Source organism: Mangrovimonas xylaniphaga (assembly GCF_001280435.1).
GTDB lineage: Bacteria > Bacteroidota > Bacteroidia > Flavobacteriales > Flavobacteriaceae > Mangrovimonas_A > Mangrovimonas_A xylaniphaga.
The window spans coordinates 45968-72351 of record NZ_LBIP01000022.1; the positions used below are offsets into that span (position 1 = coordinate 45968).

Annotated in this window: 26 protein-coding genes; 3 read left to right on the forward strand and 23 right to left on the reverse strand. The window is 37.4% G+C overall.

Going from position 1 to position 26384, the window contains the following annotated elements; translation table 11 throughout:
* Positions 1 to 46: 46 nt before the first annotated feature.
* From paaE to gldB, 5 genes are all read right to left on the reverse strand, one after another.
* The gene (gene paaE / locus ZA06_RS15650) at positions 47 to 1120 is read right to left on the reverse strand and encodes a 1,2-phenylacetyl-CoA epoxidase subunit PaaE (RefSeq protein WP_053978439.1); all 1074 of its coding nucleotides are present in this window, start codon (positions 1118 to 1120) and stop codon (positions 47 to 49) included.
* Between the two features lie 160 nt (positions 1121 to 1280).
* Complete coding sequence (locus ZA06_RS15655) at positions 1281 to 1853, reverse strand: TetR/AcrR family transcriptional regulator (protein ID WP_053978440.1); 573 nt, start codon at positions 1851 to 1853, stop codon at positions 1281 to 1283.
* 34 nt (positions 1854 to 1887) lie between these two features.
* Positions 1888 to 2508 carry a DUF4230 domain-containing protein gene (locus ZA06_RS15660; protein WP_053978441.1) on the reverse strand — a complete coding sequence of 207 codons (621 nt, stop codon included), beginning with the start codon at positions 2506 to 2508 and terminating at the stop codon, positions 1888 to 1890.
* A gap of 158 nt (positions 2509 to 2666) precedes the next feature.
* Positions 2667 to 3005 (reverse strand): gliding motility protein GldC, encoded by a 339-nt coding sequence (gldC, locus tag ZA06_RS15665; RefSeq protein ID WP_053978442.1) that lies wholly within the window; start codon positions 3003 to 3005, stop codon positions 2667 to 2669.
* Positions 3005 to 3964 carry a gliding motility lipoprotein GldB gene (gldB, locus tag ZA06_RS15670; protein ID WP_053978443.1) on the reverse strand — a complete coding sequence of 320 codons (960 nt, stop codon included), beginning with the start codon at positions 3962 to 3964 and terminating at the stop codon, positions 3005 to 3007. Before gldB ends, gldC begins: the two co-directional genes overlap by 1 nt.
* A gap of 91 nt (positions 3965 to 4055) precedes the next feature.
* On the opposite strand from gldB, the gene nadE reads away from it, so the two are divergent.
* Complete coding sequence (gene nadE / locus ZA06_RS15675; RefSeq protein WP_053978444.1) at positions 4056 to 4844, forward strand: NAD(+) synthase; 789 nt, start codon at positions 4056 to 4058, stop codon at positions 4842 to 4844.
* Between the two features lie 149 nt (positions 4845 to 4993).
* Positions 4994 to 5629: a response regulator gene (locus ZA06_RS15680; RefSeq protein ID WP_053978445.1), complete on the forward strand. Its 636-nt coding sequence runs from the start codon at positions 4994 to 4996 to the stop codon at positions 5627 to 5629.
* On the opposite strand, the gene dnaG is transcribed toward ZA06_RS15680, so the two are convergent.
* The 18 genes from dnaG to ZA06_RS15770 form a co-directional block, all read right to left on the reverse strand.
* Positions 5626 to 7587, reverse strand: coding sequence for a DNA primase (gene dnaG / locus ZA06_RS15685; protein WP_053978446.1), 1962 nt, complete (start codon positions 7585 to 7587; stop codon positions 5626 to 5628). The genes ZA06_RS15680 and dnaG overlap by 4 nt on opposite strands.
* A gap of 98 nt (positions 7588 to 7685) precedes the next feature.
* Positions 7686 to 8780, reverse strand: coding sequence for a hypothetical protein (locus ZA06_RS15690; protein WP_053978447.1), 1095 nt, complete (start codon positions 8778 to 8780; stop codon positions 7686 to 7688).
* 91 nt (positions 8781 to 8871) lie between these two features.
* Positions 8872 to 9672 (reverse strand): ABC transporter permease family protein, encoded by an 801-nt coding sequence (locus ZA06_RS15695; protein ID WP_053978448.1) that lies wholly within the window; start codon positions 9670 to 9672, stop codon positions 8872 to 8874.
* Positions 9659 to 10222: an RNA polymerase sigma factor gene (locus ZA06_RS15700; protein ID WP_053978449.1), complete on the reverse strand. Its 564-nt coding sequence runs from the start codon at positions 10220 to 10222 to the stop codon at positions 9659 to 9661. The genes ZA06_RS15695 and ZA06_RS15700 overlap by 14 nt, the downstream gene beginning before the upstream one ends.
* A gap of 74 nt (positions 10223 to 10296) precedes the next feature.
* Entirely contained in the window at positions 10297 to 11274 is a 978-nt protein-coding gene (locus ZA06_RS15705; RefSeq protein WP_053978450.1) for a polyprenyl synthetase family protein, read from the reverse strand.
* Between the two features lie 88 nt (positions 11275 to 11362).
* A complete protein-coding gene (gene rlmN, locus ZA06_RS15710) occupies positions 11363 to 12403 on the reverse strand; it encodes a 23S rRNA (adenine(2503)-C(2))-methyltransferase RlmN (protein ID WP_053978451.1) in 1041 nt (346 codons plus the stop codon).
* A gap of 143 nt (positions 12404 to 12546) precedes the next feature.
* On the reverse strand, positions 12547 to 13596 hold the full coding sequence (gene queA / locus ZA06_RS15715; RefSeq protein ID WP_053978452.1) for a tRNA preQ1(34) S-adenosylmethionine ribosyltransferase-isomerase QueA: 1050 nt from the start codon (positions 13594 to 13596) through the stop codon (positions 12547 to 12549).
* Positions 13597 to 13666: 70 nt separating this feature from the next.
* A complete protein-coding gene (locus ZA06_RS15720; RefSeq protein WP_053978453.1) occupies positions 13667 to 14890 on the reverse strand; it encodes a 3-phosphoshikimate 1-carboxyvinyltransferase in 1224 nt (407 codons plus the stop codon).
* Positions 14891 to 14923: 33 nt separating this feature from the next.
* A complete protein-coding gene (locus ZA06_RS15725) occupies positions 14924 to 15250 on the reverse strand; it encodes a nucleotide pyrophosphohydrolase (RefSeq protein ID WP_053978454.1) in 327 nt (108 codons plus the stop codon).
* Positions 15250 to 17274: a DUF3857 domain-containing protein gene (locus tag ZA06_RS15730; RefSeq protein ID WP_053978455.1), complete on the reverse strand. Its 2025-nt coding sequence runs from the start codon at positions 17272 to 17274 to the stop codon at positions 15250 to 15252. Before ZA06_RS15730 ends, ZA06_RS15725 begins: the two co-directional genes overlap by 1 nt.
* A 6-nt stretch (positions 17275 to 17280) precedes the next feature.
* Positions 17281 to 19131, reverse strand: coding sequence for a DUF3857 domain-containing protein (locus ZA06_RS15735; RefSeq protein ID WP_240472322.1), 1851 nt, complete (start codon positions 19129 to 19131; stop codon positions 17281 to 17283).
* 114 nt (positions 19132 to 19245) lie between these two features.
* Positions 19246 to 19761, reverse strand: a complete 516-nt coding sequence (locus ZA06_RS15740; protein WP_053978456.1) for a metal-dependent hydrolase — start codon at positions 19759 to 19761, stop codon at positions 19246 to 19248.
* A complete protein-coding gene (dtd, locus tag ZA06_RS15745) occupies positions 19761 to 20213 on the reverse strand; it encodes a D-aminoacyl-tRNA deacylase (RefSeq protein ID WP_053978457.1) in 453 nt (150 codons plus the stop codon). Before dtd ends, ZA06_RS15740 begins: the two co-directional genes overlap by 1 nt.
* A 14-nt stretch (positions 20214 to 20227) precedes the next feature.
* On the reverse strand, positions 20228 to 21178 hold the full coding sequence (gene rsgA / locus ZA06_RS15750) for a ribosome small subunit-dependent GTPase A (RefSeq protein WP_053978458.1): 951 nt from the start codon (positions 21176 to 21178) through the stop codon (positions 20228 to 20230).
* Positions 21179 to 21280: 102 nt separating this feature from the next.
* On the reverse strand, positions 21281 to 22363 hold the full coding sequence (locus ZA06_RS15755) for a bifunctional 3-deoxy-7-phosphoheptulonate synthase/chorismate mutase type II (protein WP_053978459.1): 1083 nt from the start codon (positions 22361 to 22363) through the stop codon (positions 21281 to 21283).
* Between the two features lie 10 nt (positions 22364 to 22373).
* Complete coding sequence (locus tag ZA06_RS15760) at positions 22374 to 23225, reverse strand: prephenate dehydrogenase (RefSeq protein ID WP_053978460.1); 852 nt, start codon at positions 23223 to 23225, stop codon at positions 22374 to 22376.
* A gap of 1 nt (position 23226) precedes the next feature.
* Positions 23227 to 24372, reverse strand: coding sequence for a pyridoxal phosphate-dependent aminotransferase (locus ZA06_RS15765; RefSeq protein WP_053978461.1), 1146 nt, complete (start codon positions 24370 to 24372; stop codon positions 23227 to 23229).
* The gene (locus ZA06_RS15770) at positions 24369 to 25196 is read right to left on the reverse strand and encodes a prephenate dehydratase (RefSeq protein ID WP_053978462.1); all 828 of its coding nucleotides are present in this window, start codon (positions 25194 to 25196) and stop codon (positions 24369 to 24371) included. The genes ZA06_RS15765 and ZA06_RS15770 overlap by 4 nt, the downstream gene beginning before the upstream one ends.
* A 285-nt stretch (positions 25197 to 25481) precedes the next feature.
* Here ZA06_RS15770 and gldA point away from each other — a divergent pair, with 285 nt between their 5' ends.
* Positions 25482 to 26378 carry a gliding motility-associated ABC transporter ATP-binding subunit GldA gene (gldA, locus tag ZA06_RS15775; RefSeq protein WP_053978463.1) on the forward strand — a complete coding sequence of 299 codons (897 nt, stop codon included), beginning with the start codon at positions 25482 to 25484 and terminating at the stop codon, positions 26376 to 26378.
* Positions 26379 to 26384 lie beyond the last annotated feature (6 nt).

Below are 26384 nucleotides of genomic sequence, written 5' to 3' on the forward strand. Positions count from 1 at the left end.
AAATTAATTGTTTCAATACTTTAAAGAATTCGCTCCTTAGGAATTCTTACACATCAAAGTCAACCACCACTTTATCCGTCGTTGGCACCGCTTGGCAACTTAACACATAGTTTTGCGCCACTTCTTTTTCTTCCAAAGCATAGTTGATTTTCATTTTAACCGAACCTTCCTTCACTTGACATTTACAAGTAGAGCAAACCCCTCCTTTACAAGCAAAAGGTAAATCGGCTCCTGCGGCTAAAGCACCATCCAAAATGTTGTCGAAATCGTCATCCATGATGAAATGGAATTCTTTTCCACCATCGATAATAGTCACTTCGGTACCATCTACTTTCTCTTCCAAAACTTCTGCGATGTGCTTATTTTCTTCTTCGGAACTTCCAGAGAAAAACAATTCATAATGAATGTTCTCTTTAGGCAATCCTGCCGCCTGAAGTTCATCACGAATCAAAAAGATCATGTCTTGGGGTCCGCAGATAAAGGCATGTGCCGTATCTGGAATATCAATAAAGGTCTTGGTTAAAATCTCTAGTTTTTCGTGGTCAAAACGTCCATTTAAAAATGGAATATCGCGTTGCTCTTTGGTTAAAAAGTAGAACACTTGAAAGCGTCCAAAGAACTCGTTTTTAAGCTGCTCTATTTCTTCTTTAAAGATAATGGATTTCACGGTGCGATTCAAGTAAAACAACTTGAATGTACTCTTTGGTTCCTTGTGCAAATGGGTCTTGATAATGGATAGCATTGGGGTAATTCCGCTACCTGCAGCAAAGGCGATATAATTTTTGGAACTTTCGGGCTCGCATTTCACGAAGAACTCCCCGTGTGGCGGCATTACCTCTAACTCATCTCCCGCCTTTAATTCGTTAAAAGCATAGTTGGAAAACAGCCCTCCTCTAATGGTCTTGATGGCCACTTTCCACTCATTTTCCAACGGACTAGAGCAAAGCGAATAATTTCTTCGCACGTCCTGCCCATTTATTTCTTTTCGCAAGGTTAAATGTTGCCCTTGCTTAAACTTGAATACTTCTTTTAACTCTTCAGGAATCTCAAAGGACACCACTACGGTATCTTTGGTTTCCTTGTATATATCTGAAACTTTTATTCGATAAAACTCTGCCATATTTTGTTCGATGCATTTTAACTAACACTTGTTAGTTTGATAGCAAATTTACAAAATATTTCGAGATACAAATGTTAATTTCCAAAGCTTAACGCTTTATAATTGTAGATATCGAAATTTAGCTGCCAAAAAATTGCAGCCAAGTGCATAAAATTCAACTTTAAACAATGCCGTTAATAAGTACGTTGCTCAAGTTTTCGGAGAGTTCTTCGGGGTTCAAATCCTCCTTTTTCGGGATCCAGATATAAAGGGAACGTAATGTGGACAACATAGAAAACAACATGACATCGACATTGGAATCTTCAATTTCCCCTGCATTGATACCCTCAATTAAAATATCACGAAACTCCTCCTCATAATCTGTGCGTAAGGTTAAATAATACTCCAACTTTTCCTCCAAATGCATCCAGTCGTTGTTCAAGGATGCCATCCCGGAGGTATTGTTTGACGTGATATCCACATGCAATTTGACAATTTTCCGAAGTTTTTCGATACTGGAAATTTCGGCAGACTTGATCTCTCTCATCCCTTCCGTAAAAGTCTCCGCCAAGGAAATAATAATATCCTTGAGGATTTCCTGCTTGGAACTAATATGGTTGTACAAGCTTGCCGCCTTAATACCCATAGTCCCAGCCAAATCCCGCATGGTTACAGCACTATAGCCCTTTTCCTTAAAAAGTTTGGCTGCGGTTTTTATAATTTCGTCTTTACGGGTATTAGCAGGAGTACTCAATTTTTCAGAAGTTTAAATTGCCTAGCGAAGGCTGTTAATTTTGAAGATTTATTTGTTGCAACTCGTCCAGCACATAAATAGGCGTTTCGTTGTATTCCAGAGTCCAACCCAATGAATTGGTCAGGATATAAAATTTGGACAGTTCACTTATCAATCGATCTTTGGCATTGGCCTTCATTTGTGAAGCTTCCAACTTTTTAGCCAAGGATGCCTTTACTTTTTGATTGATGATGTTATAGTCTTTAGCTTCGAATGGATTGAAGAAATCGGATTGTACATCATAGTATTCCAAATCTGGGCTTATCTTAATTTCTTCTTTGGGAATGCTCTTTATTCTCAGGATTTTGTTGGTTTCATCCACTTCGTATTCAATCTTGCTTAAATCGTATGAAATGGTCACTTCTGCATTCACCACTACCAAAGCCTTTTTATCTGAAGTAAAGTAAGAACCGAAGAGCTCTTTGGAATTTTTATAGTTGAACACTTCGCTGAAATGCCCCTCGGTTACCACCAATTTTCCAACATTCCGAATCTGCTCCTGAATTAATGCAGAACTTTCCAAAAGCACCGCTTCGTCTTTCTTTTGATCAGCACAATATTTGAAAACAAAAAGTGCCGCAAGGGTTATTAAAATTCCTAAGAGGATTTTTCGCATAAGGCTAATTTAAACAAAAAAAACATTAGTTGCCTTCTCCTGTGAAAGCCTAACTAATGTTTTTAAATAATTGATTAATAGCCTTGTAAAAATAAAAATAACCCGAACTAGATGTGTTACTAAAAAGTTACCGAATTATTAAGCTAAAAATCAAGTGATTATTTCTTTTTCAACTCCAACTTCTCTGCAAAATAATCACAGAAATCCTTCATAGTTGCCGTCATCTTTTCATCTTGAGTGGCACGGTGAAAAGTGTCGCTCATAGCCACTAAGGTTTGATGGAAAAAAAGTTTCATTTCATCAACCGGCATATCTTTGGTCCATAAATCGATACGCAAAGTTTCCTGTGCTTTACTGTCCCAAACCGACAATAACATAGCCTTTGCCTCTTCATTTTCAATACCGCCATCCTGCGCCGTCCAGCTTAAGTTTTCAGGAATGCGGTTTTCGTCCAATTCTACATTTAATGTAATTGTTGATTTTATATTCTCTGCCATTATTTACGTGGTTTATATTTTGAATTATTAAAAATTTCGGACGCTTCCATTTGAAGCATATCCATAAAATCCATTTCGTTGTGCTCCATATAGGAACGCACAATTTGCCAGCCAATGAATTGTCCCAATCGTCCAGGGGATTCCCTATCCAATTCCAGATAAAATTTTGAAAACGGTGCAGGCGCAATAAACCTACCTGCCAAACCTGTATCGGTGCTGTACAGCATTTCCTTGTCGATAAAGTACCTCCAGATATAGCTTTCGTTCTCTTGGGACCAAGCCAATTGCTCCGGCAAGTACCCAATTTTTTCCGAATCCGTTTTAAACGGAATCATCTTATCCTTAAAATACAGCAACTTCCCATAGTAAACCATTTCGTCCAACAAGGTTTTACGCTGCGATTGGAAACTGTATTTTTCAGCATAATTAGTTGCCAAATCCGGTACAATTTGTGATTTGGTCATATTCTGAACAATGTACTTTTGGATTCCAGAATAGAATTCATGGTCTGCCCCCAAATAAGTATCTAGAGCTATCAATGCAATGGTATCGGTTACAATAGTTTTGTTTCGGTAATCTACATCCGAAGTCAAGGTAATCACCCTTGGAGCAGCAAAAGTTTTATCGTAATATTTTAAGTGTTGAAATAGTTTTTCGATATCCAATTCCACATCATCAAAATCGTGGTATACTTTATCTACTTCTTCAAACAACTGTTCCTGTAAAGTGTCCTGCATGCGGTTGATCCACACAGAATCACTAATTCTTTTTGAAAACAAAAACGGATAACTTGCTTTTAACTTTGGTAAATCTTCTGGCGTAGCTTTGGCAAAGGCTTCATCAAAGCGCTCTACCTTAAAAGGAATGTCTATTTTTGAAATTTCCTGTTCTGTTTTTGAGGTTTTATCACATGATAACGCAGTGACAAGAACAGTAAAAAGTAAAATTATTTTCTTCATAAAACTTAAACTGTGTTTATTTTTATTCCTAACCCGTTTAGTTTATTTTTGTTTGCAAAGGTACTATTCTTAGATTTAAATCGTAACTAAAATGCAAACAGAAAAAATTGTTGACCACATCGTAAATTGGCTAAAAGACTACGCAACCAATGCTAAAGTAAATGGTTTTGTAATAGGAGTTTCCGGAGGAATTGACTCAGCCGTAACCTCTACCTTATGCGCCATGACAGGCTTGGAACTACTATGCTTGGAAATGCCCATACATCAAGCCCCTTCACAAGTAAGCCGTGCCTTAAATCATATAAAATGGATGCAATCCAAATTTGATAAAGTGAGCATGACGCAAGTGAATCTAACTCCAGTTTTTGATAGTTTGGTAGCTGCTTTACCTCCTGTAGACAATGAAGCTGATCGTTTTATGTCGTTGGCCAATACCAGAGCAAGGCTAAGAATGACTTCACTGTACTACTTTGCTGCCCTTGATAAATTGCTCGTAGCGGGAACAGGAAACAAAGTAGAAGACTTTGGAGTAGGCTTTTACACCAAATATGGAGATGGCGGCGTTGATTTAAGCCCGATTGCCGATTTATTGAAAACCGAAGTCTACGAAATCGCTAAATATTTAGGGGTTAACCAAGAAATTATTGAAGCTGCACCAACCGATGGTCTATGGGGAGATGACAGAACAGACGAAGACCAAATAGGCGCTTCATACCCTGAATTGGAATGGGCTATGAAGATGAAAGACGAAGGAAAAACAGCCAATGATTTTGAAGGCCGCGAAAAGGAGGTTTTTGAAATCTTTATGCGCTTCAACAAAGCTAACCAACACAAGATGAACCCTATACCCGTATGCACTATTCCGGATAGTTTAAGATAATTCTTATTAATTTTCGAACACAAATCTTTAAACCTGTTATTTTTTTCATTACATTTACAAAAAGAACTACCCCATATACCTCTTAATCTTGTCTGAGTTTCATCTCTGATTAATAGCATATTAACTTAATTACTTAATTTTTTCCTATTATGATTAAAGTATTAGTCGTTGACAACCATCCGATTGTTAGAACAGGGTTACAGTTGCTATTTGAATCTAGCCCCGAAATACAGGTTATTGGCAGTGTAGGTAGCGGTATCGAAATTTTTGAATTCATCCGGCGACATTCTGTAGATGTTGTGGTTTCAGAGATTGATCTACCAGAATTGAACGGGATTACCGCCTTAAGAGCCATAAAGAAGGAACACCAAAACTTAAAGGTGCTCTTTTTTAGCCATCACCCAGAAGAAATCTATGCCATTAGCGTATTGAAAGCAGGAGCTTCTGGGTACCTTTCCAAAACCGAAGACACGGACACTATCAAAGAAGCTATTTTAAAGGTTTATAATGGCGGTATTTACTTAAGTAGTAACATGGCCAAACACCTTAACTATAACGACACCAAAAAGTCTCCGAGCAAGATGTACAAGCGTCTATCCACTCGTGAAGTTGAAGTGTTAAAACTATTGTCGTCTGGTAAGAAGAATAAGGAAATTGCCCAAGAATTGGATATCAACGAAAAAACTGTGAGTACCTATAAAGCAAGGTTATTCAAAAAATTACACGTTACCAATCTTGTAGATTTAATCCATCAGGCGAAACATTTGGAGTTGACCAACGGTTAACCCACCACTTTACCAAGTTTTCTAGATAACAACATTTTTAGACCCAGGTAGTCTTTGACGTCCTCTATGATGGCCATTCTATCGACATCTTCACGTAAGGTGTCGTTCTTGTATTCTGCTACTTTTTTATCAATCAAAAAGCAACGCAGACTTAAAATAGTTTGGTTTACCAACTGTGCTATCGATTCGCTCTTTTGTTTAGGCACAATCAAATTGCGTTCCCAATCGTGAAGCGTATAGCGCTCGTCTTCCATAAGAATACTGGTAACTTCACTGGCCATATCCTGATCCAGCCTATTCACAAATTCCCTTGTGGAAAATGGCTTGTCGCTATGCAGTTCTTCCATCAAAGAATTATAAATATTATGAAAATTAGGATTAGCAAACTGCATTTCATCCTCCTGTAAATCAAGGAAAATTTTATCGAATACCTTGGTAGTATTAATAACTGGTTCCAGTTTTAAGTCGCCTGTTTTTTCGTCTTCTTTAAGAACCAAATCATCAAAATCTTCAGTTTCGCTACCATATAGGAGTAAAATTTCAATGATTTTTCGTTCCAATTCGTACTGCAAATCTATTTTCTGCTTGGGCTCTTCCCTCTTTACAACCTGAAAAGCTTGCTGCTCTGGGCGGTCATTTTTACTTGCCTCCTGAACCTCCTTTTTACCCATTTGAGCTAGAGTAGTAAACAGCACCTCTTCACTAATGTCCATAATTCGGGAACACTCTTGAATATACACCTCCCTTTTGATATTGTCAGGAATCTTTGCAATACTATTGACAATATCTCTAATGGTTTCCGCCTTTTTGATAGGATCATTATTGGCATCTTCCACCAAAACTGAGGCCTTAAACTGGATAAAGTCCTTAGCATTAGTATCCAAATACTCCTTAAGTTCCTCTAATGTATTTTGCCTTGCAAAACTATCCGGATCTTCTCCTACCGGGAAAGTACACACCCTAACGTTCATGCCCTGCTCCAGGATTAAGTCAATCCCTCTCAAAGAAGCTCTCATACCTGCCGCATCACCATCAAAGAGCACCGTAATGTTTTTAGAGAGACGATTGATTAGTCTAATCTGCTCAGAAGTTAAAGCGGTTCCAGATGAAGCCACCACGTTTTTAATTCCTCTTTGGTGAAATTGAATCACATCGGTATACCCTTCTACCAAATAGCAATTATCTTCCTTTGCAATGCTTTGCTTGGCGTGGTAAATACCATAGAGCACTTTACTTTTATGGTAGACCTCACTTTCTGGGGAATTTAAGTATTTGGCGGCCTTTTTATCGGTCACCAAAATCCTTCCTCCAAAACCCAAAACACGACCACTCATACTTTGTATTGGAAACATTACCCGACCTTTAAAACGATCGAAACGTTTGTCTTCCTTAACAATAGTCAACCCTGTTTTCTCCAAATAATCGATCTGATAGCCTTTTTTCAAAGCCTCATCGGTAAAGGCCTGCCACTCATCTAGGGAATATCCCAATTGAAAGGTCTTGATGGTATCATTGGTAAAACCACGCTCTTTAAAATAGCTTAAACCAATGGCCTGACCTTTATCGCTTTTAAAAAGAATTTTCTGAAAATAATCCTTGGCAAACTCATTAACCAAATACAAGCTCTCACGCTCATTGGCTTCCTGTTTCTGCTCATTGGTCTGCTCAGTTTCTTCAATTTCAATATTGTATTTTTTCGCCAAATATTTAATGGCTTCAGGATAGGTAAAATGCTCGTGCTCCATTAAAAAAGTGACAGCATTCCCTCCTTTTCCACTAGAAAAATCCTTCCAAATTTGCTTTACGGGAGAGACCATAAAACTAGGCGAGCGCTCATCACTGAACGGACTCAACCCTTTATAATTGGTTCCAGACTTTTTTAATTGCACAAAATCTCCAATAACCTCCTCTACGCGAGCGGTTTCAAAGACTTGTTCTATAGAGGCTTTTGAAATCAAATCAATACATTTTTGAAAAGGTAAATTTAGGACATTATTGGATACAAAAAAAGCTCCGACCAAAGCATGACCGAAGCTTTATTTTTAGTTGATTTTCATTAATCCATATCAAACCTAATACCCAAGGAAATATTGTTTTGATCTACTGGTTGGTCTTTAAAAATTGGTGATAAATCATACTTCGCATACAACCCAATACTACCAAAAGACAGGTAACCACTCACCCCATAGACCAACTCATTAACGTTATACCCTTTATATTTATCCTTTTCACGGTCTCCGTCCACTCTATATTTCACTTTTTGCTTAGACTCCAAATTAAAACCTGCGTAGCCTCCAATCCCAATTTTAAACTTTTTATAGGTAGAATATCTGAAATAAGTATCCCTTTCTATCTTTTTGGATGGCCCAAATTCAAAATGAACAGGAAACACTAAATTGGTTGTTCTAAATTTCGATTTTCTTACATCCTCAGGAAATTCCGTCAACATTACAATATCGTTAGTTTCTGTAAAATACATATTGTCTTTGATATCTAATTTATTCCATTGAAATGAAAACCCGTATTTAAGCCTTAGTGCATTAGAATTTTCAAAGACTCTTGTTTTCCATGCATACCCCAATTCTACAAAACCAGAGCCACCGAATTTATAGGGTGAGTCTCCAAAAGACTCGCCTTCAATAATAGCGTTGTTAAAACCTATGGCAAAAACTAAATCACCAGTTGTACGCTTATCATAAATAGTAGGCTTCAATTTATAATCTGCCCTTTCCCCGATATAAATTACACCTCGGTCATACTCGTCCGCCTCTTCACCCTTACCTAACTCCAAAACAAAAGTGGTGGACCTGTCTTCAGAAGACCACAACTCTTCATTTCTCTCTAAAAGGGCAATTTTATTGTCAATAATTGCCAAGCGATTTTCAATATTTAAAGCGTGTTTTTGAGCTGCTTCTTTCTTGAGTTGATCCGCTTCCTCCTGAGTAATTTCACCATTATCGAAACGTTGATTAATTCGTTCGACTTCGGCTTTCAAAAGTTCCTTTTCCTGGTTTTCAATTTCTGTTTTTTCTTTTTTTAGAGCTTCTATCTTAACGCTATTATTAGCTTTTGGAATGGTATCCTGGGCATAAACGTTGCTTAAACTTAGACATAGGATTAGCAGCACTACATGTTTTGTAATGGTATTCATAACTGTTTGTTTTTTTAATTGATTTTTAATTTATGTAATCTCCATATACTTGGCCTGGCATATTTCAATTTGAATTTCCTCACGGAACTATTTACTGATTACGTTGAGTGACTGCAGTTTTCACGGTTACGTAACTTTCTTTTAAGGTTTTAAAAACTTTATCTCTAAAGGAGTGTTCTATATCCACTTCCACACTCTCCAAGAGTGCATTGGCATCCACAGTTCTTGTGGACTCCTTATATAATCTTTTTTGCTGAATTTCCAATTCCGCCAGTTGTAACAAGGAGTCGATTTCTCGATCGGTTACCTCTGTATTTTGGGCTGCCAGTTCGGCAATTTGAGTCACGACATCCTGAACCTTTACATCCAGTGGTTCTAAATTTTCAGAAACTTCTTTATGGTCTTCCACTGCCACATTTTGTTCTATTGCCGATTCGTTTAGAGGTAAGGAATTATCCAATTTACTCTTTTCCGAAGAAGGCTCACTTTTCACAACCTTAGCCACAGTTTCTGATTTTGACATTTCGGATATAATCAAATCTCCATTAACTTCTTCCTCATTATTAACAGATACACTTTCCTTAACTTCAGGTTCTGTGACCGCAACCTTTGTTTCTCCCTTATACTTGGGTGCGATTTCTTCTTCAACATCAACAATCACTGGAGAATCTATATTTATACTATCCTTTTTAAAGAAAAGGCTGCTAACCAAAAGGACTCCAACCAAACTAGCGGCTATGCCCATCCACCAAAATCTTTTATTTCTGTGTTTATGTTTAGCTGTTTCTGCATCCAAACGGTTGGACAACTTGTCCCAAGACGCTGGCAACGGCTGAATGGCACGTTTCTCCAAGGTCTCCTTTATGTCATTTTCAAACTTAATTGGCGCCATAACTCGTGTTATTTAATCTGTTCAATTTTTCCTGAAGCATCTGTCTCGCCTTAAACAACTGCGATTTTGATGTCCCTTCAGAAATCTCCAATTCCTTAGCTATTTCGTGGTGCTTATACCCTTCAATAGCGTACATTACAAAGACCATTCTGTATCCTTCCGGAAGTTCATCTATGAGCTGCTGAATGTCATTTACTTCAAGTCCTGAAGTTGTACTATATACATGCTCTTGCGGCATGCTTTCCTCTTCTGTGGGAAACTCCAAGGGCTTTCGTTTTCTAAGAAAAGAAATGGCTTCCCTCACCATAATCCGCCGAAGCCAGCCTTCAAAACTCCCTTCATTCTTAAAGGAGGTAATGTTGGTGAAGGCTTTAAAAAACCCATTCAACATCACTTCTTCCGCATCCTGTACATCCTTGATGTAATACCTGCATACGCTCAACATCTTTGGCGCATGAATTTCATAAAGCACATGTTGCGCCTCGCGATTGTCCTTCGCCGCTTTTGTGATAAGCTCTTTGGTATTTTTATGCAGTTGAATGACTTTCAAAATCTACAAGGTGTTGGTCTTTATATACAAAGACGCAATTATTGAACCAATGGTTGCCTGTAGGTTGAAAAAAATTATTTTTTTCTGTCAATTACGTAGTTCACCATAAGTTTTAGTGAACTTTTGAATTCAGATTCGGGGTAAGTTTCCAACAAAGTAAGTGCTTCTATTTGAAACTCTTTCATTTTAGCAATGGCATAATCCAGGCCGCCATTATCTTTAACAAAATTAATGACTTCCTTAACCCGTTTTTTGTCCTTATTGTGATTTTTTATGGAATTGATCAACCACTTTTTGTCCTTCTTATCACATTTATTAAGTACATGAATCAACGGAAGGGTCATTTTTTGTTCTTTGATATCGATACCTGTAGGTTTGCCTATGGCATCTTCTCCATAATCAAACAAATCGTCCTTAATTTGGAAAGCCATCCCAATCAACTCTCCAAATTTACGCATGGTTTCAACCTCTGATGAATTTGGTTTTACCGAAGCAGCTCCCAAACTACAACAGGCCGCAATTAAGGTTGCTGTTTTCTGACGAATGATTTCATAATACACAGCTTCCGTAATGTCCAATCGGCGAGCTTTCTCAATTTGCAACAGCTCTCCTTCACTCATCTCCCGCACGGCCACGGAAATGATTTTCAACAAATCGAAATCATTGTTATCGATGGAAAGCAACAAACCTTTAGATAACAAAAAATCCCCAATCAACACAGCAATCTTGTTTTTCCAAAGAGCATTTACTGAGAAAAATCCGCGTCGTCTGTTACTATCGTCCACCACATCATCATGCACCAAAGTTGCGGTATGGATCAATTCAATAACCGAAGCACCACGATAAGTGCGCTCACTAATTTCGCCATTGTTGACCATTTTCGCCACCAAGAAGACGAACATTGGGCGCATTTGCTTCCCTTTTCTGTTAACAATATAAGTGGTAATTCTATTCAGCAATGCCACTTTAGAAGACATGGACAGTTGAAACTTTTGTTCAAAAAGGTCCATTTCGTAAGCGATGGGCTGCTTTATTTGCTCTACTATTTTCAACAGAAAAATTTAGTCATTTAAGGTAACGACAAACCTACTAAAAAAGCTTGTAAAATACTATTTCAAGTTTCTTTGGAAAGAAAAATCTTTAACTCTTATTTGCCAATTGTCCACAGGCCGCGTCAATATCCTTACCTCTAGAACGTCTCACAGTAACCGTTATATGATTAGCCTCCAATAGGGACACATACATATCAATTGCTTTCGGGTTCGCCTGTTGAAACTCTCCATCATCAATAGGATTATACTCAATTAGATTAACCTTACTTGGCGCGAACTTACAGAACTGCACCAAGGCCTCAGCATCCTTCCTGGTATCATTGATTCCTTCCCAGACCACATACTCATAGGTGATTCTGTTTTTTGTTTTGGCATACCAATATTCAAGGGCTTCACGTAAATCTTTTAAAGGAAAGGTAGCGTTAAAGGGCATTATAGAAGTGCGCACTTCATCTATGGCAGAATGAAGGGATACGGCCAATTTGAATTTCACCTCGTCATCGGCCATTTTTTTAATCATTTTAGGCACACCAGAAGTGGATACGGTAATTCGTCTTGGAGACATACCCAATCCTTCTGGAGAAGTGATTTTATCAATTGCCTTAAGCACGTTATTGTAGTTCATGAGTGGTTCTCCCATGCCCATAAATACAATATTGCTCAAAGGCCTATCAAAGTAAAGCTTGCTTTCATTATCAATGGCCACCACCTGATCGAAAATTTCATCAGGATTCAAGTTACGCATACGTTTTAACCTTGCGGTAGCACAAAACCTGCAATCCAAACTACACCCTACCTGGGAAGACACGCAAGCCGTGGTTCTGGTTGCCGTTGGAATCAACACCGACTCTACCACCAAACTGTCATGCAGTCTTACTGCATTTTTTATGGTCCCATCCGAACTACGTTGCATTTGGTCTACCTTCACATGGTTGATCACAAAATTTTCATGCAGCATGGCTCGGGTATCCTTGGCAATATTGGTCATGTCTTCAAACGTATGGGCGCCTTTATTCCACAGCCACTCATACACTTGGTTTCCTCTAAATGCCTTATCGCCCTGCTCCACAAAAAAATCACGTAATTGTTCTTTGGTGAGCGCTCGTATGTCTTTCTTCTTTACTTCCATAGATGCTGCAAAAATAGTGAAAGGAATATCGATTTACGATTTTTCGATTTAGTTTTATAGAATTCTTAGGATTTCCAAAAAAATAAAGCCTTGTAAATTACAAGGCTTTATTCGTATTATATTATTTGGATTTACTTTTTTGATTACAAAATCAACATAGCATCTCCATAAGTATAGAACTTGTATTCTTCTTTTACCGCTTCTTCATAAGCTCTTTTGATGAAATCGTGACCAGCAAAGGCAGATACCATCATCAATAAAGTAGATTTTGGCGTGTGGAAGTTCGTAATCATACAGTTGGCAATACTAAAATCGTATGGAGGGAAAATGAACTTATTGGTCCATCCAGCGAACTCATTCAAGGTACCATTGGAAGACACGGAACTTTCAATAGCTCTCATAGAGGTTGTTCCAACTGCACAAACGCGTCTCTTATTCATAATACCTTTGTTGATTACATCAACAGCCGCCTTATCGATAATGACCTCTTCACTGTCCATTTTGTGTTTAGACAAATCTTCAACCTCAACTGGATTAAAAGTTCCCAAACCAACGTGAAGTGTAATTTCCGGCAATTCTATACCTTTAATTTCCAAACGCTTTAATAAGTGCTTAGAGAAGTGCAATCCGGCAGTTGGAGCTGCCACGGCACCTTCATTTTTCGCAAAAATGGTTTGGTAACGCTCTTCATCTTCAGGCTCCACGTCTCTTTTGATGTATTTAGGAAGTGGTGTTTCTCCCAATTCGGTAAGCTTGTTTCTAAATTCGGCATATGATCCATCATAAAGGAAACGCAAAGTTCTTCCTCTTGAAGTGGTGTTGTCAATAACTTCTGCTACTAACGTTTCGTCATCACCAAAATACAGCTTGTTACCAATTCTTATTTTTCTTGCAGGATCTACCAAAACATCCCAAAGACGTTGCTCTTCATTCAATTCCCTTAAAAGGAATACTTCAATTCTTGCTCCTGTTTTTTCTTTATTTCCATACAATCTAGCAGGGAACACTTTGGTATTGTTAAGGATCATTACATCTCCTTCATCGAAGTAATCAATAACATCCTTAAACAATTTGTGCTCGATGGTTTGCTCTTTTCTGTTCAAAACCATCAATCGCGCTTCGTCTCTAATGTCCGAAGGACGGTCTGCCAATAATTCGTCTGGAAGTTTAAAGTTAAAATTTGATAATTTCATTTGTTATATTTTATGGGAAGTGGCAAATATACAATCTCAAGATAGGGGTTGTCAAGTAAATGGCAGATTATTATTGGTTTATTTGAAATCCAATAGCCGCCAAGTCCTCCCAAAACGTTGGAAAGGATTTTGAAACCACCATAGCATCGGCTACCTGCAGCTCTGTTTTTAGAGCTAAAGGCGCAAAGGCCATAGCCATTCTATGATCATTATAAGTAGCCACTGGAGGATTTGATTTTAAATTTGACACTGGAAACAATTTTAAAGAATCATTAGTGATGTGAACCTCTGCTCCAAATTTCTCCATTTCATTTTTTAATGCCACCAATCTATCGGTTTCCTTAATTTTCAAGGTGTGAAGTCCTGACAGCTCACACCCAATTCCCAAACCTAGACAGGTAACGGCAATAGTTTGTGCAATATCGGGTGCATTGACTAGATTGAATTGTTTTGGTTCTAGGTTTTCAGATTCCTTCCTTAGAATAATCTCGTTTACTTTATAGGTCGTAGTTACTCCAAATTGCGAATAAATCTCAGCAAGAACAGAATCCCCTTGTAGAGAATGTTCTTTATAGGAAGACAACTTGATTTCTGTACCAATGGTACTCAAAGCTACAATGCTGTAAAAATATGACGCCGAAGACCAATCGGATTCCACAGTCAAGTTTGTTGTATTTAAAGGGGATGTTTTTGGAGCGACTGTAATAAGGTTTCCTTCAAATTTGGTATCTACCCCAATTTGATTTAGTAAATCCAAAGTCATTTTAATGTAAGGCACCGAAGTAATCGTACCTTCTAATGTCAACTCCAAACCGTTTTCCAATTTTGGCGCTACAAGTAACAAGGCTGAAATATATTGACTGCTTACATTGGCCTTTAAACTCACTTTGGATTTGGTTAGCTTTTGTCCTTTGATTTTTAAAGGAGGGCAACCTTCTGTTTCTAAATAATTAATATCGGCACCTAAGATATTCAAAGCATCTACCAACACCTGAATGGGCCGCTCCTTCATTCTTTCAGATCCCGTCAACACAACGTCGATTCCTTCTTTGGTTGCAAAATAAGCCGTAAGAAAACGCATAGCTGTCCCAGCGTGATGGATATCGATGAGATTGGAATGAGATTCCAAGGCTTTTTGCATCACCTTGGAATCATCAGATTCTGATAAATTTTCTATTGATATTTCAGGAAATAAGGCCTGCAATAATAACAGCCTATTGGATTCGCTCTTAGACCCTGTAATGGTAACACTCGACGTTTGTTCAACAACCGATTTACGGAGTTGGATATTCATAGCAATGATTTGTAAATTACTTATTTGAGCAATTTACTTTAATTTTTCATTATTATGGTGCCTATCGTGGTCGCGTTTGGTTTTTTTGTCCATTTTTTTATCGAATGCCGCCTGCAAGTCAATACCTGTTTGATTAGCTAAACACAGCACCACGAACACCACATCGGCCAACTCTTCACCCAAATCTTTGTCCTTGTCACTTTCCTTTTCACTCTGCTCCCCATAACGTCTGGCAATAATGCGGGCCACTTCCCCAACTTCCTCTGTAAGCTGCGCCATATTGGTCAGCTCATTAAAATATCTTACCCCGTGCTCTTGGATCCAATTATCAACTACTTTTTGGGCATTTTCAATATTCATTATATTATTTTTTTAAGTACTACCTTTTCATTATGCTTTTCTATACTAGATTTAAAAAAGCCTTTAAAATACTCATAATCTTCTGGAAGCACTAAAGTAGTATTTAAATCAAGATTTACAAGTAACTGAAGATATTTACCACTTTTCTTTACGACATAAGTTAATTTTGCTCCTCCATTATTAAAATCTACAGCACTGCTTTCCGGAAGTGTTTCAACCTCATACCCTTCAGGGATCATAACATTTACCATATACTTTGTTGAAACTGGAAAATCCATGGTTATAGGGTAATTCCTCTTAATTTGTTTAAAAGGATTTTCAGATGTTGCCAAAAATAACATTGGTGTAAAATAAAGTTTCCCTGCTATCTCTTCAACTGCATCATTCGATTGAAATTCATAGGTAATTTGCAGTGGTTTCTCAACATCTTTTACATTATTAATTTCTAGATTTTCGATAACAATCTCACCTTTGTTTTTTTCGAATATCTTAATCAAATCATCAGGGCTTACATTGGCATATCTATTTCGATGCTGCATAGCCATATAATTGGTATAATTTTCACGTACTTTCCCTCCCACCGTTAAATCAGTATTAATTGCAATGTTTAAAAGCACTGTCTCCTCTGATTTAACCTTAGGTTGTAAATCAATCCACGCAGAACTTCCATTTTCCCTAATGACTCTTCCTTGCCAATTCAAAGCTCTTGTTGGTAATATATCTACAGTACTATAGTCATTTGTAGCATCCAATAAAACATTAAAATTCACATCTTCTATCATGCAAATAACATAGTTAAAGCCGTCCCTGGTAGGAAAGAGAGGTATTCCATTATTTTTAGTGCTTATCAAAACAGGATTTGCTTTAACACCTGCACTTCTAAGCATAGATACCAATATTAAATTTATATCTCCAACATTGCCTGTTCCCTCTTTATAAGCTTTACGTACGCCATTATCTGTTCGGTACCCATAATACCCATTCCACTTCACTTTTGATTTTACATGATTATAAATTAAGGTTATCTTATTTGAAACATTAGTCTCTCCTGCAATTAGGTACTCGAGATCCTCTTCATAATACCCTGTTTTATCCAACTGAATACCAAACTCATCACTATCATAAATCGTTTTGGTTACTTTCTCCCAACTAGAAGAAAAAGACTCCAAAGGTTTATTAGGATATTTAATAGCCGTTAATTCCAAAATTAGTTTTGCCCTGTAATTATCTATATTATCAACCAATGGTTCATCTTTTAATGCTGGAATATTTACCTCATTTATGGTTATAACGTTATCCATATAATCAGTCTTAGATTGGCTAAACTCAGTTTTAGTCGCAGTCAATCCCCCCGTAGTTGATCTTGCTTTACTATTGATAGTAAAACTATTATGTTCTTTTGTTAAATTGAGTTTTGGAATGTAACTAGATTTAGGGTTGAGTAATTTATTATAAATATAATATTCTGGAGTACTTATCTTTAAATCGTATTTCAGAATTGGAATGTTATATTGAAAATTAATATCATCAATTTGCAAATAAGGTGATTTAATTCGGTAGGCATATTCTATTACACAGCCATCTTTTACATTTGGCATCGTAAAAGACTCAAACTTCCAATACTTATTGGCCTCTTCTTCAAATATACTCTCCTTTTTCAACTTCTCTTTTTCTATCTTACCATCAATAAGGCTGAAAGTATACCCCTTTAAAGAAGATAAATTTTCTGAATTTGATGCTGAGCTATTATACAGTCTAATCTTTTTTGTTGCCCAATGAAAACCCTCTTTATTATAGATTTTAATACGTTCATGAACTTCCCTATTCTGCATAAATCCTTCACCTTGAACATACTCAAAACTTATTTTTTCATTCTTATATAACACTACAGCATTAGCTGAAGAGTCTTGAGGACAGATTTTCTCTTCAAGTTCTTGTTTTGAAACTTTTCCAAAATCATAATCTTGAGCATATTGCACATAGCCCAAGAATAAAATCAATAATGTTGTAAGAGCCTTTTTCATTACTTTTTAGAGTTTTAAAGTTAATGCTAGTTTAGCTTTATCATTTTTTGCCACAGAGGCCACAAAGTCTCTAAACCTGGCATATTCTTCTTTAGGATAATTTCCTTTATTTAAGCTATAAGTTCGCTTGTAAAGTATTTCATGCTCATTAAGCACCGTTATTGAAAATTGATAGAAACCATACTTAGTATCAATGCTTACCGCATCTGGTAACGCATCAAAACTTAGGGATTCGTCAATTTCAATTATAAACTCATCAGTATCAACAAAACCCCTTTCAATTTCAAAACCTAAAGTTCTATTGCTATATCGTGTAGGTATGTGAGTTACCCTATTGAATATATTAGGACTAACCAATAAAAGATTACCTGTTTTTGACGCATAATTCTGTGCGGAAACCTTAATGTTTTCAGTAAAAAGAATACTTTCTTTATCATTCTCAAACTCCATTTCGGTTATTGATAAATTATTGACATAATCCCAATAGTTTTTAAAATGTAAGTCCTGATTTCTGGGTTCTTCATTCTGAATTCCCTCATGCAGAGCATACTGATATCCTTGGGTTTTAATGGTTACTTCCCCATTTAACGATCCATCATTAAGCAGTTTTACTCTAGCTTTTGTAACCTGAGTGCTTTTCTCTTTAGGATATGTCGTTGTGTGGATTATTTCACCTCCTTCAGGTGTCACTATCAAAGCATCTCTATCATCTGTAAAACCTGCAATAAAACCAAAAGGATTTGTTTGACTCGTACATTCCAACCACACACCATTCTCCTGATTTGGAAGATATAACACTACATGATTTCCTTGTGTAGAAGAAAATTCTTTATCTATACTTCTTATATTTCTCCCCCCATAAATAACGGCATAATTAGCATCAACTCCTACCTCTTTCAGCAAAGCATAAGTGTAATTAGACAGGCCTTTACAATCTCCATAGCCCAAGCGATCAACATCGGTTGCCAACATAGGCTTCCAACCACCAATACCAACTTGTACACTTATATAGCGAGTTTTATCTTGCACATACTTATAGACAATTTTTGCCTTTTCCAAATCATTTGAACTATCTTTTGTCAATTCTTTTATCTCTTGTTTTACTTGATCTGGCAATTGATCAGTTCCATTTAATAAGTCCTCAAACATCCATTTACCAAAATCTGACCAATTATTATTAACACCTTTCACCCCAACCATATCAAACTCAACTAAAGCTGCCTTTAAAACAGGAGCGTAGGTTTTAAAAGGAGGACTATAAGCTTCTGGCTTTAATGAGCTTAAATCATTTGCTTTGTAATGAAAATTATTAAACTTTGTAATATTATAGTTTTCAAAATTTTGAGTCTTAATTTTAACTTCAACTTCAGAAGAATTTATAATTTCATACTCGCTATTTTCCGTACTTACATAAAAACCTTCAATGGGTCTCCAACCAGGCAAAAATGCTGTGGAATTATATTTTATTTCAGCATCCAACAGTACCGTATAGGGATAACTTATAGGAGTGTAGTCCAAATACTTAACCCGACTATCGGAATACAAAGTCCCTCCACTAACAGCACTTACATCCTGAAAATCCTTCTCCTTAATTTTTTTCAACTCTTTTCCATAAGCATCAAAAATCTTCACTTCCAAATTTTTAATATCAATCCCCCTTCCATAATGAAATACAGCATCAACATCAGAATTCCCTGCTTTACTTAAAACCGTCACAATTCTTTTTTGAGTAACCAAAATTTCATTATAGGCTTTAATTTCAATTTTTTGATCATTATATCTTACAACAGCATTTGCCTTATATTTCAATTCCGAGGGAATAGTCGCTGCTGAAAAAAGTTCTTCTTGAGAATACACAATAGAGGAAATGAAGAACACCCCTAAAAAGGATAATATTTTGGTAGTCATGGGTTGGTTTTTGGTCTTTAAATCTAATAAAATTCTCCAAATTAAAGGAGAAATCTATAAAGATTACGCCTGTTTATTCTTTAACCAATTGAACATCAAAACAATAAAACACGGCACAAAAATGTAAAGCAACTCACTCATTATCACTTTAGCACCCCATTCTGAAAAAAAGCGTTCCACACCAATTGGTGACACTTGGATAACCTTCCAAGAAAAAAAATATCGATGATTGTTGAATGGGATAAAAAAGCCCACACCTTTGCCGCCAGTAGTTAAAGCATCCAAAACACCATGAGACAAAGTGCTCAATAAAATTACAATGGCATAAATAGGCTTCTGCTTTTTACCAAAAGCCAAAGTCAAAAACATGGTCCAAATAATTGCAAATACAATGGAATGTGTAAAACCCCGGTGTCCCCAAGGGGACTCATATGGAACCCCCAATATAAATCCCAACACATCAGCGTCTGGAATTATGGCTGACAAAACTGCTAGAAATATTAAAGATTTTGACACTTTTTTGGAGGCAACTTTACCAATAGTAAAGGCTAGCATCCCATGGCCAAAGAGTGAAGCCATTACACTTTATCTTTTGTATCGATAATAATAGTTACGGGCCCATCATTTACCAAGGCGACTTTCATATCGGCACCAAACTCTCCCGTTCCAACGGTTTTACCTAAATCGGCTTCAAATTTAGACACAAAAGCTTCGTACAAAGGAATGGCAACATCTGGTTTCGCAGCATTAATATAACTAGGACGGTTTCCTTTTTTTGTACTGGCATGCAAAGTAAACTGGCTTACAACAATGGCATCCCCATCTACATCAATCAAAGATTTGTTCATCACCTCATTCTCATCTGGAAAAATGCGAAGGTTGGCAATCTTCTTGGAAAGCCAGTCTATGTCCTCTCGAGTATCCTCATCTACAATTCCCAATAATATCAAAAGGCCAGTTTTAATATTGGCTACTTGCTCACCTTCAATAGTGACACTGGATTGCGATACTCTTTGAATGACTGCTTTCATTGTCGTGCAAAATATTATTCTTTTGAGTAATTGTCGGTACGGTAAGATTCGTCTTCGCCTTCCAAAATTTGAAGGTAACTTCTATATCGTGAATAGGCAATTTCATCATTTTCCAAAGCTTCCTTCACAGCACACTTGGGCTCATCCACATGGATACAATTATTGAATTTGCAGTGTTGCTTTAGTTCAAAAAACTCAGGAAAATAGTCTCCCACTTCTTCTTTGTCCATATCTACCACCCCAAACCCTTTGATTCCTGGGGTATCAATAATTTTGGCACCAAACTCCAAATCGAACATTTCGGCAAAAGTTGTGGTATGTTGTCCCTGCATGTGCTGCATGGAAATTTCCTTGGTCTTTAAATCTAAAGTCGGCTCTATAGCGTTTACCAAAGTAGATTTCCCCACTCCTGAATGGCCTGCAAACATGCACACTTTGTCCTTCATTAATGACTTTACCTTATCGATATTTTTCCCAGTCGCTGCCGAAATACCAATACATTCGTACCCAATTTTTCTGTACACATGGGCCAAAAACCGTACCTCGTTCAATGTATCTTCATCGTAAGTATCAATTTTATTGAACAGAAGAACCGTAGGAACCGAATATGCTTCGGCAGTCACCAAAAAGCGATCGATAAATGTTGTGAAAGTTGGCGGATTATCAATGGTCACCAATAAGAATACCACATCAATATTGGCAGCAATTACGTGTGTTTGTTTTGAAAGGTTTACCGATTTCCTAACAATATAGTTTTTGCGATCCTTGATATGATGAATAACCCCTGTAGTTTCATCGTTGTTGGTCTCCAATTCAAAGTCCACCACATCACCCACGGCAATAGGGTTGGTACTCTTAATTCCCTTAATTCTAAACTTCCCTTTCATCCTACATTGATAGGATGCACCGAGCTCTGTTTTAACGGTGTACCAACTTCCTGTAGATTTATATACGATTCCTGTCATGCGGTACAAAGATGTGAATTATTCGCTTGTCAAACAACAAAAAGACCACCAAAGGCGGTCTTTCTAATTCATAATAAAAGGAATAATTCTATTCAAAAACTACTAAGAATTGATAATCTTCTCTTGATGGTTAATGGACTCTTGGTGAATGGCTTTAAATACACGCAAAATAAATTCTTCGCTTAAATTTTTCTCCTCACCTTGAAGAATCATTTTACCTAAAATCTCATTCCATCGTTTAGACTGTAATACAGCCACGTTTTTAGACTTCTTAAGTGCTCCAATATCATCGGCTATTTTCATGCGTTTACCCAAAATTTCAATCAATTGATGGTCAATAAGGTCAATTTGCGTACGCATCATATTAATTTTATTATTGAACTCAGCAGCATCGTCAAACTCCTTTCTTATCTTCAAATCTTTGGTAATTTGAATCAAGGTCTTTGGCGTGATTTGTTGCGCTGCATCGCTCCAAGCATTATCCGGATCGTAATGGGTTTCTATCATCAAACCATCATAATTTAAATCCAAGGCAGTCTGGCAAAGATCAAAAATGATGTCTCGCCTTCCTGCAATGTGCGAAGGATCTAAAATAAGTGGCAAATCTGGAAAACGGTTTTGCAAATCAACAGCAATTTGCCATTCAGGGTTGTTTCTATAATTTGTCTTTTCATAGGTTGAAAATCCTCTGTGGATTACCCCTAAGTTTTTAATATCGGCCGTATAGAATCGTTCAACAGCTCCCAACCACAAAGACAAGTCTGGGTTTACGGGGTTTTTTACCAACACCGTTTTATCCGTTCCCTTAAGGGCATCGGCAATATCCTGAACTATAAACGGGCTTACCGTAGTTCTGGCTCCAATCCATAAAATGTCTACATCATGCTCCAAGGCCAAATCTACGTGATGGGCATTGGCAACCTCGGTGGTGGTTAACATTCCTGTTTCTTCCTTTGCCTTTTGCAACCATTTAAGCCCTAAAGCTCCCACACCTTCAAAGTTGCCAGGTCTTGTTCTTGGCTTCCAAATTCCCGCTCGCAATACCGTAGCATCACTATCTTTTAATTCATGCGCAATTTTCAACAACTGCTCCTCTGTTTCCGCACTACATGGCCCTGCAATTACCAACGGATGCTCCAATCCGAAGTTGTCTAACCACGATCTAAGTTCTTTCTTGTTTTCCATAATGCTTGTTTTAAACGATTCCTTTTAATATGTCTTTAATATGGTTGGTACTTTTCATTTCATTGTAAATTTCATCAAACTCATCGGCCTTCATAAACTCTTTAAATCTTGTAAGATTCTCAATATACTCTTCTAAGGTTTCGATGACGTTAACTTTATTCTGTTTAAAAATTGGGGTCCACATCTCGGGTGAACTTTTAGCCAAACGCACCGTACTCTCAAATCCACTTCCTGCCAAGTCAAAAATATCCCGCTCGTTTTTTTCCTTTTCAATTACGGTTTTTCCCAACATAAAGGAACTGATATGCGACAAATGCGAAACATAAGCAATGTGTTTGTCGTGCGCCTCTGGATTCATATACCGAATCCTCATGCCCATAATTTTGAAAATATTTAATGCTAACTCCTGTAGTTTGAAGGCCGTTTTTTCCACCTCACAAATAATATTGGTTTTCCCAACAAACAAGCCTTCAATAGCAGCCGAAGGCCCAGAAAACTCAGTTCCCGCAATGGGATGGGTTGCCAAAAAATTTCTTCGTTTTGGATGATTTTCCACCACTTTACAAATGTCATTTTTGGTAGAACCGGCATCAATTACCAAGGCATCGTCATGTACCAAATCCAAGACTTCAGGCAAAAGTTTTACGGTCGCATCCACAGGGACAGTCACTATAACAATATCTGCTTTAGACAATGTTTCCATGGTGGACTTTTCATCTATAATTCCCAATTCCCTGGCCTGTTCCAAATGTTTTGGATTATGGTCAATACCATAAATCACCGAATCCGGAGTCAAACGCTTAATATCTTTGGCAATGCTTCCGCCAATCAATCCAATTCCTATGATGTAAATATTTTTCATACTACTTAACTCTAGCTATCGCTTCTTCTATATCTTCAATCGAGGCACACAATGAAAACCGAATATAGCCTTCTCCATTGGTTCCAAAAACAGTGCCTGGGGCAATAAAAATGGAATTGTTCTTCAACAATACATCTATAAATTCTTCGGCCTTTACAAAATCGGGCAACTTTGCCCAAACGAACATTCCTGTGGCAGTTCTATCAAATGTACAGTTAAGGGCTTCTGCCAATTTCCAAACCAGCTCCCTACGCTTTTCATAGACACTGTTAAGGCTTACATACCACATTTCAGAACATTTTAAGGCTTCAATGGCACCTTTCTGAATGCCGTAAAACATACCAGAATCCATATTGCTTTTCACCTTAACAATGGCATTAATGTAATCTGATTTTCCCAAAACCATTCCCACACGCCAACCGGCCATGTTAAAGGTTTTACTCAACGAATTCAATTCCAAACAGCAATCCTTCGCGCCTTTATATTTCAAGATGCTTCTAGGATGTTCATTCAAAATAAAACTATACGGATTGTCATTCACCAATAAAATGTTGTTGCGTTTGGCAAAAGCAATCACATCATCATAAAACTTGTTTGGCGCTACAGCTCCAGTTGGCATGTGCGGATAGCTTAGCCACATCAACTTCACCTTACTCAAATCCTGCTTTTCCAGTTCGATCAAGTCCGGCAACCATTTACCCTCTTCATTTAAATCGTAGAACACAGGCACAGCACCTACCAATTTGGTTACCGACGTATAGGTTGGATATCCCGGATTGGGAATCAACACCTCATCGCCTTCATTTAAAAAAGCCATGGAAATATGCATGATTCCTTCCTTACTTCCCATAAGCGGCAACACTTCTGTTGTCGGGCTTAAAGCCACTTCAAACCTCTCTCGGTAAAATACCGTAATGGCTTCCCGCAGCTCTGGCAAACCATAGTAGCTTTGATATTTATGCGCCGAAGGATCAGACAGACTATCTGTAATAGCTGCCAACACTTTCATGGGCGGCTCCAAATCTGGGCTTCCAATGCCTAAATTGATAATAGGCTTGCCATGTGCCTTTAGCAATGCCACTTCCTTCAGTTTTTTCGAGAAATAATATTCCTCCACTGTATGTAACCTGTCAGCTACTGTAATCATAGTTTAGCGTTTTTATATTCGCCCAATATTTTTAGGTCCTGAGACATGATTTTTAGAATGGATTTTGCCTTGTCATAATCGGCATAAGCTTCAAAAGTGACATCTACAAAAAAGGCATACTTCCAAGGGGTCTCAATTTTTGGCAAGGACTGTATCTTGGTTAAGTTCAATTTACAATCACTCATCACATTAAGCACTGTAGCTAAGCTACCACGTTTATGGTCCAATTCAAACTTTAAAGACGCTTTATTGATTTCCTCTTTAGGAATTTCAGAATTTTGCTTTTTCACAATCACAAAACGGGTCTCGTTATGAGAAATGGTTTGGATACTTTCCGCCAAGATTTGAAGCTCGAATAATTCCGCCGCCAACCTACTGGCAATAGCCGCCACATTTTTAAGCCCTTTGGTTTTGATTCGCTCAGCTACCTCTGCTGTATCCTTGTCTTCAATCAACTTGATGTGCGGATGTGTTTTAAAAAACTCCTTACACTGCAGCAAGGCCATAGGATGTGAATACACTTCGTGAATCTCCTCGATGGACTGATTTGGCAAGGCCATTAAATGATGCTGAATATCTAAATAATGTTCACCGATAACATGCAAGTTATGAGTATCAATCAAGGCGTAATTAGGAATAATAGAACCCGCTATGGAGTTTTCTATGGCCATAATCACGGCATCACTTTTACCGGTAAGCAAACTGTTTACCGCTGTATCAAAAGACAAACATTCATCAATGATGACATCATCATCAAAATACTGTTGGCAGACAATATGATGAAAAGAGCCCTTTATTCCCTGTATTGCAACTGACTTTATCATGTAAAAAAAAAGTCCCGATTTTCATCGAGACTTATATATTAAATTTATGGCTATAAATTATACATACAGAGTCTCGTTTCTTTTGCTAAAAAAGAAATAAAACCAGTTAAAATATGTATAATTATTTGTGTTCATTGTATTTACGAATTGCTAAAGTAATTAATATTTCCACAAATCAAAGTACTCGCCTCTATTTTTTTATTCATTTCCATTTTTTTTCACGAATTTACTTCCATAGAAGGTTTAAACTATATAATTACTATTTTTGGACAAACAATTCTCTATATGTCAATAGCAGTTGCCCACATATCCAAGGTTTACGGCACCCAAAAGGCCCTGAACGATGTTTCTTTCCAAGTGAAAAAAGGTGAAATTGTTGGTTTTTTAGGGCCCAATGGCGCTGGAAAATCAACCATGATGAAAATCTTGACCACATATATCGAAGCAAGCAGCGGCGAAGCTAAAGTGTGTGATTTTGATGTGAACTCCGCGTCTAAAGAGGTACAGAAACATGTAGGCTATTTACCGGAGCACAATCCACTTTATTTGGAAATGTATGTGAAGGAATATCTCCATTTTAATGCAGGAGTCTATAATGTAGCCAAAGAGCGAATTGCCGAAGTCATTGAACTTACGGGATTGACACCCGAAGCCCACAAAAAAATCGGTCAGCTCTCAAAGGGATATCGCCAACGTGTTGGATTGGCAAATGCACTCCTTCACAACCCAGATGTGTTGATTTTGGACGAGCCTACCACAGGATTGGATCCCAACCAATTGGTAGACATCAGGCAATTGATTAAAAATGTTGGAAAGGAAAAAACTGTGTTTCTATCTACGCATATCATGCAAGAAGTGGAAGCCATGTGCGACCGAGTAATCATTATCAACAAGGGTGAAATTGTAGCAGACAAAAGCCTTTCTGAACTTAGGGAAGGGAAAGACCAAACCGTGATTGTTGAATTTGATTATCGCGTGGAAGAAGCCTTTTTACAAAAATTGCCTCATGTGAAATCGGTAGTTAATGTTCATGATTTTGTGTATGAAATCACGTTTTCCACAACGAAGGACATGCGTTCTCATGTGTTTGATTTTGCCCATGACAATGAACTCAAAATCCTTCAACTGAACCAAAAGAATGAAAGTTTGGAAAGTCTGTTCAGGGAATTGACGAATAAATAAAGGAAT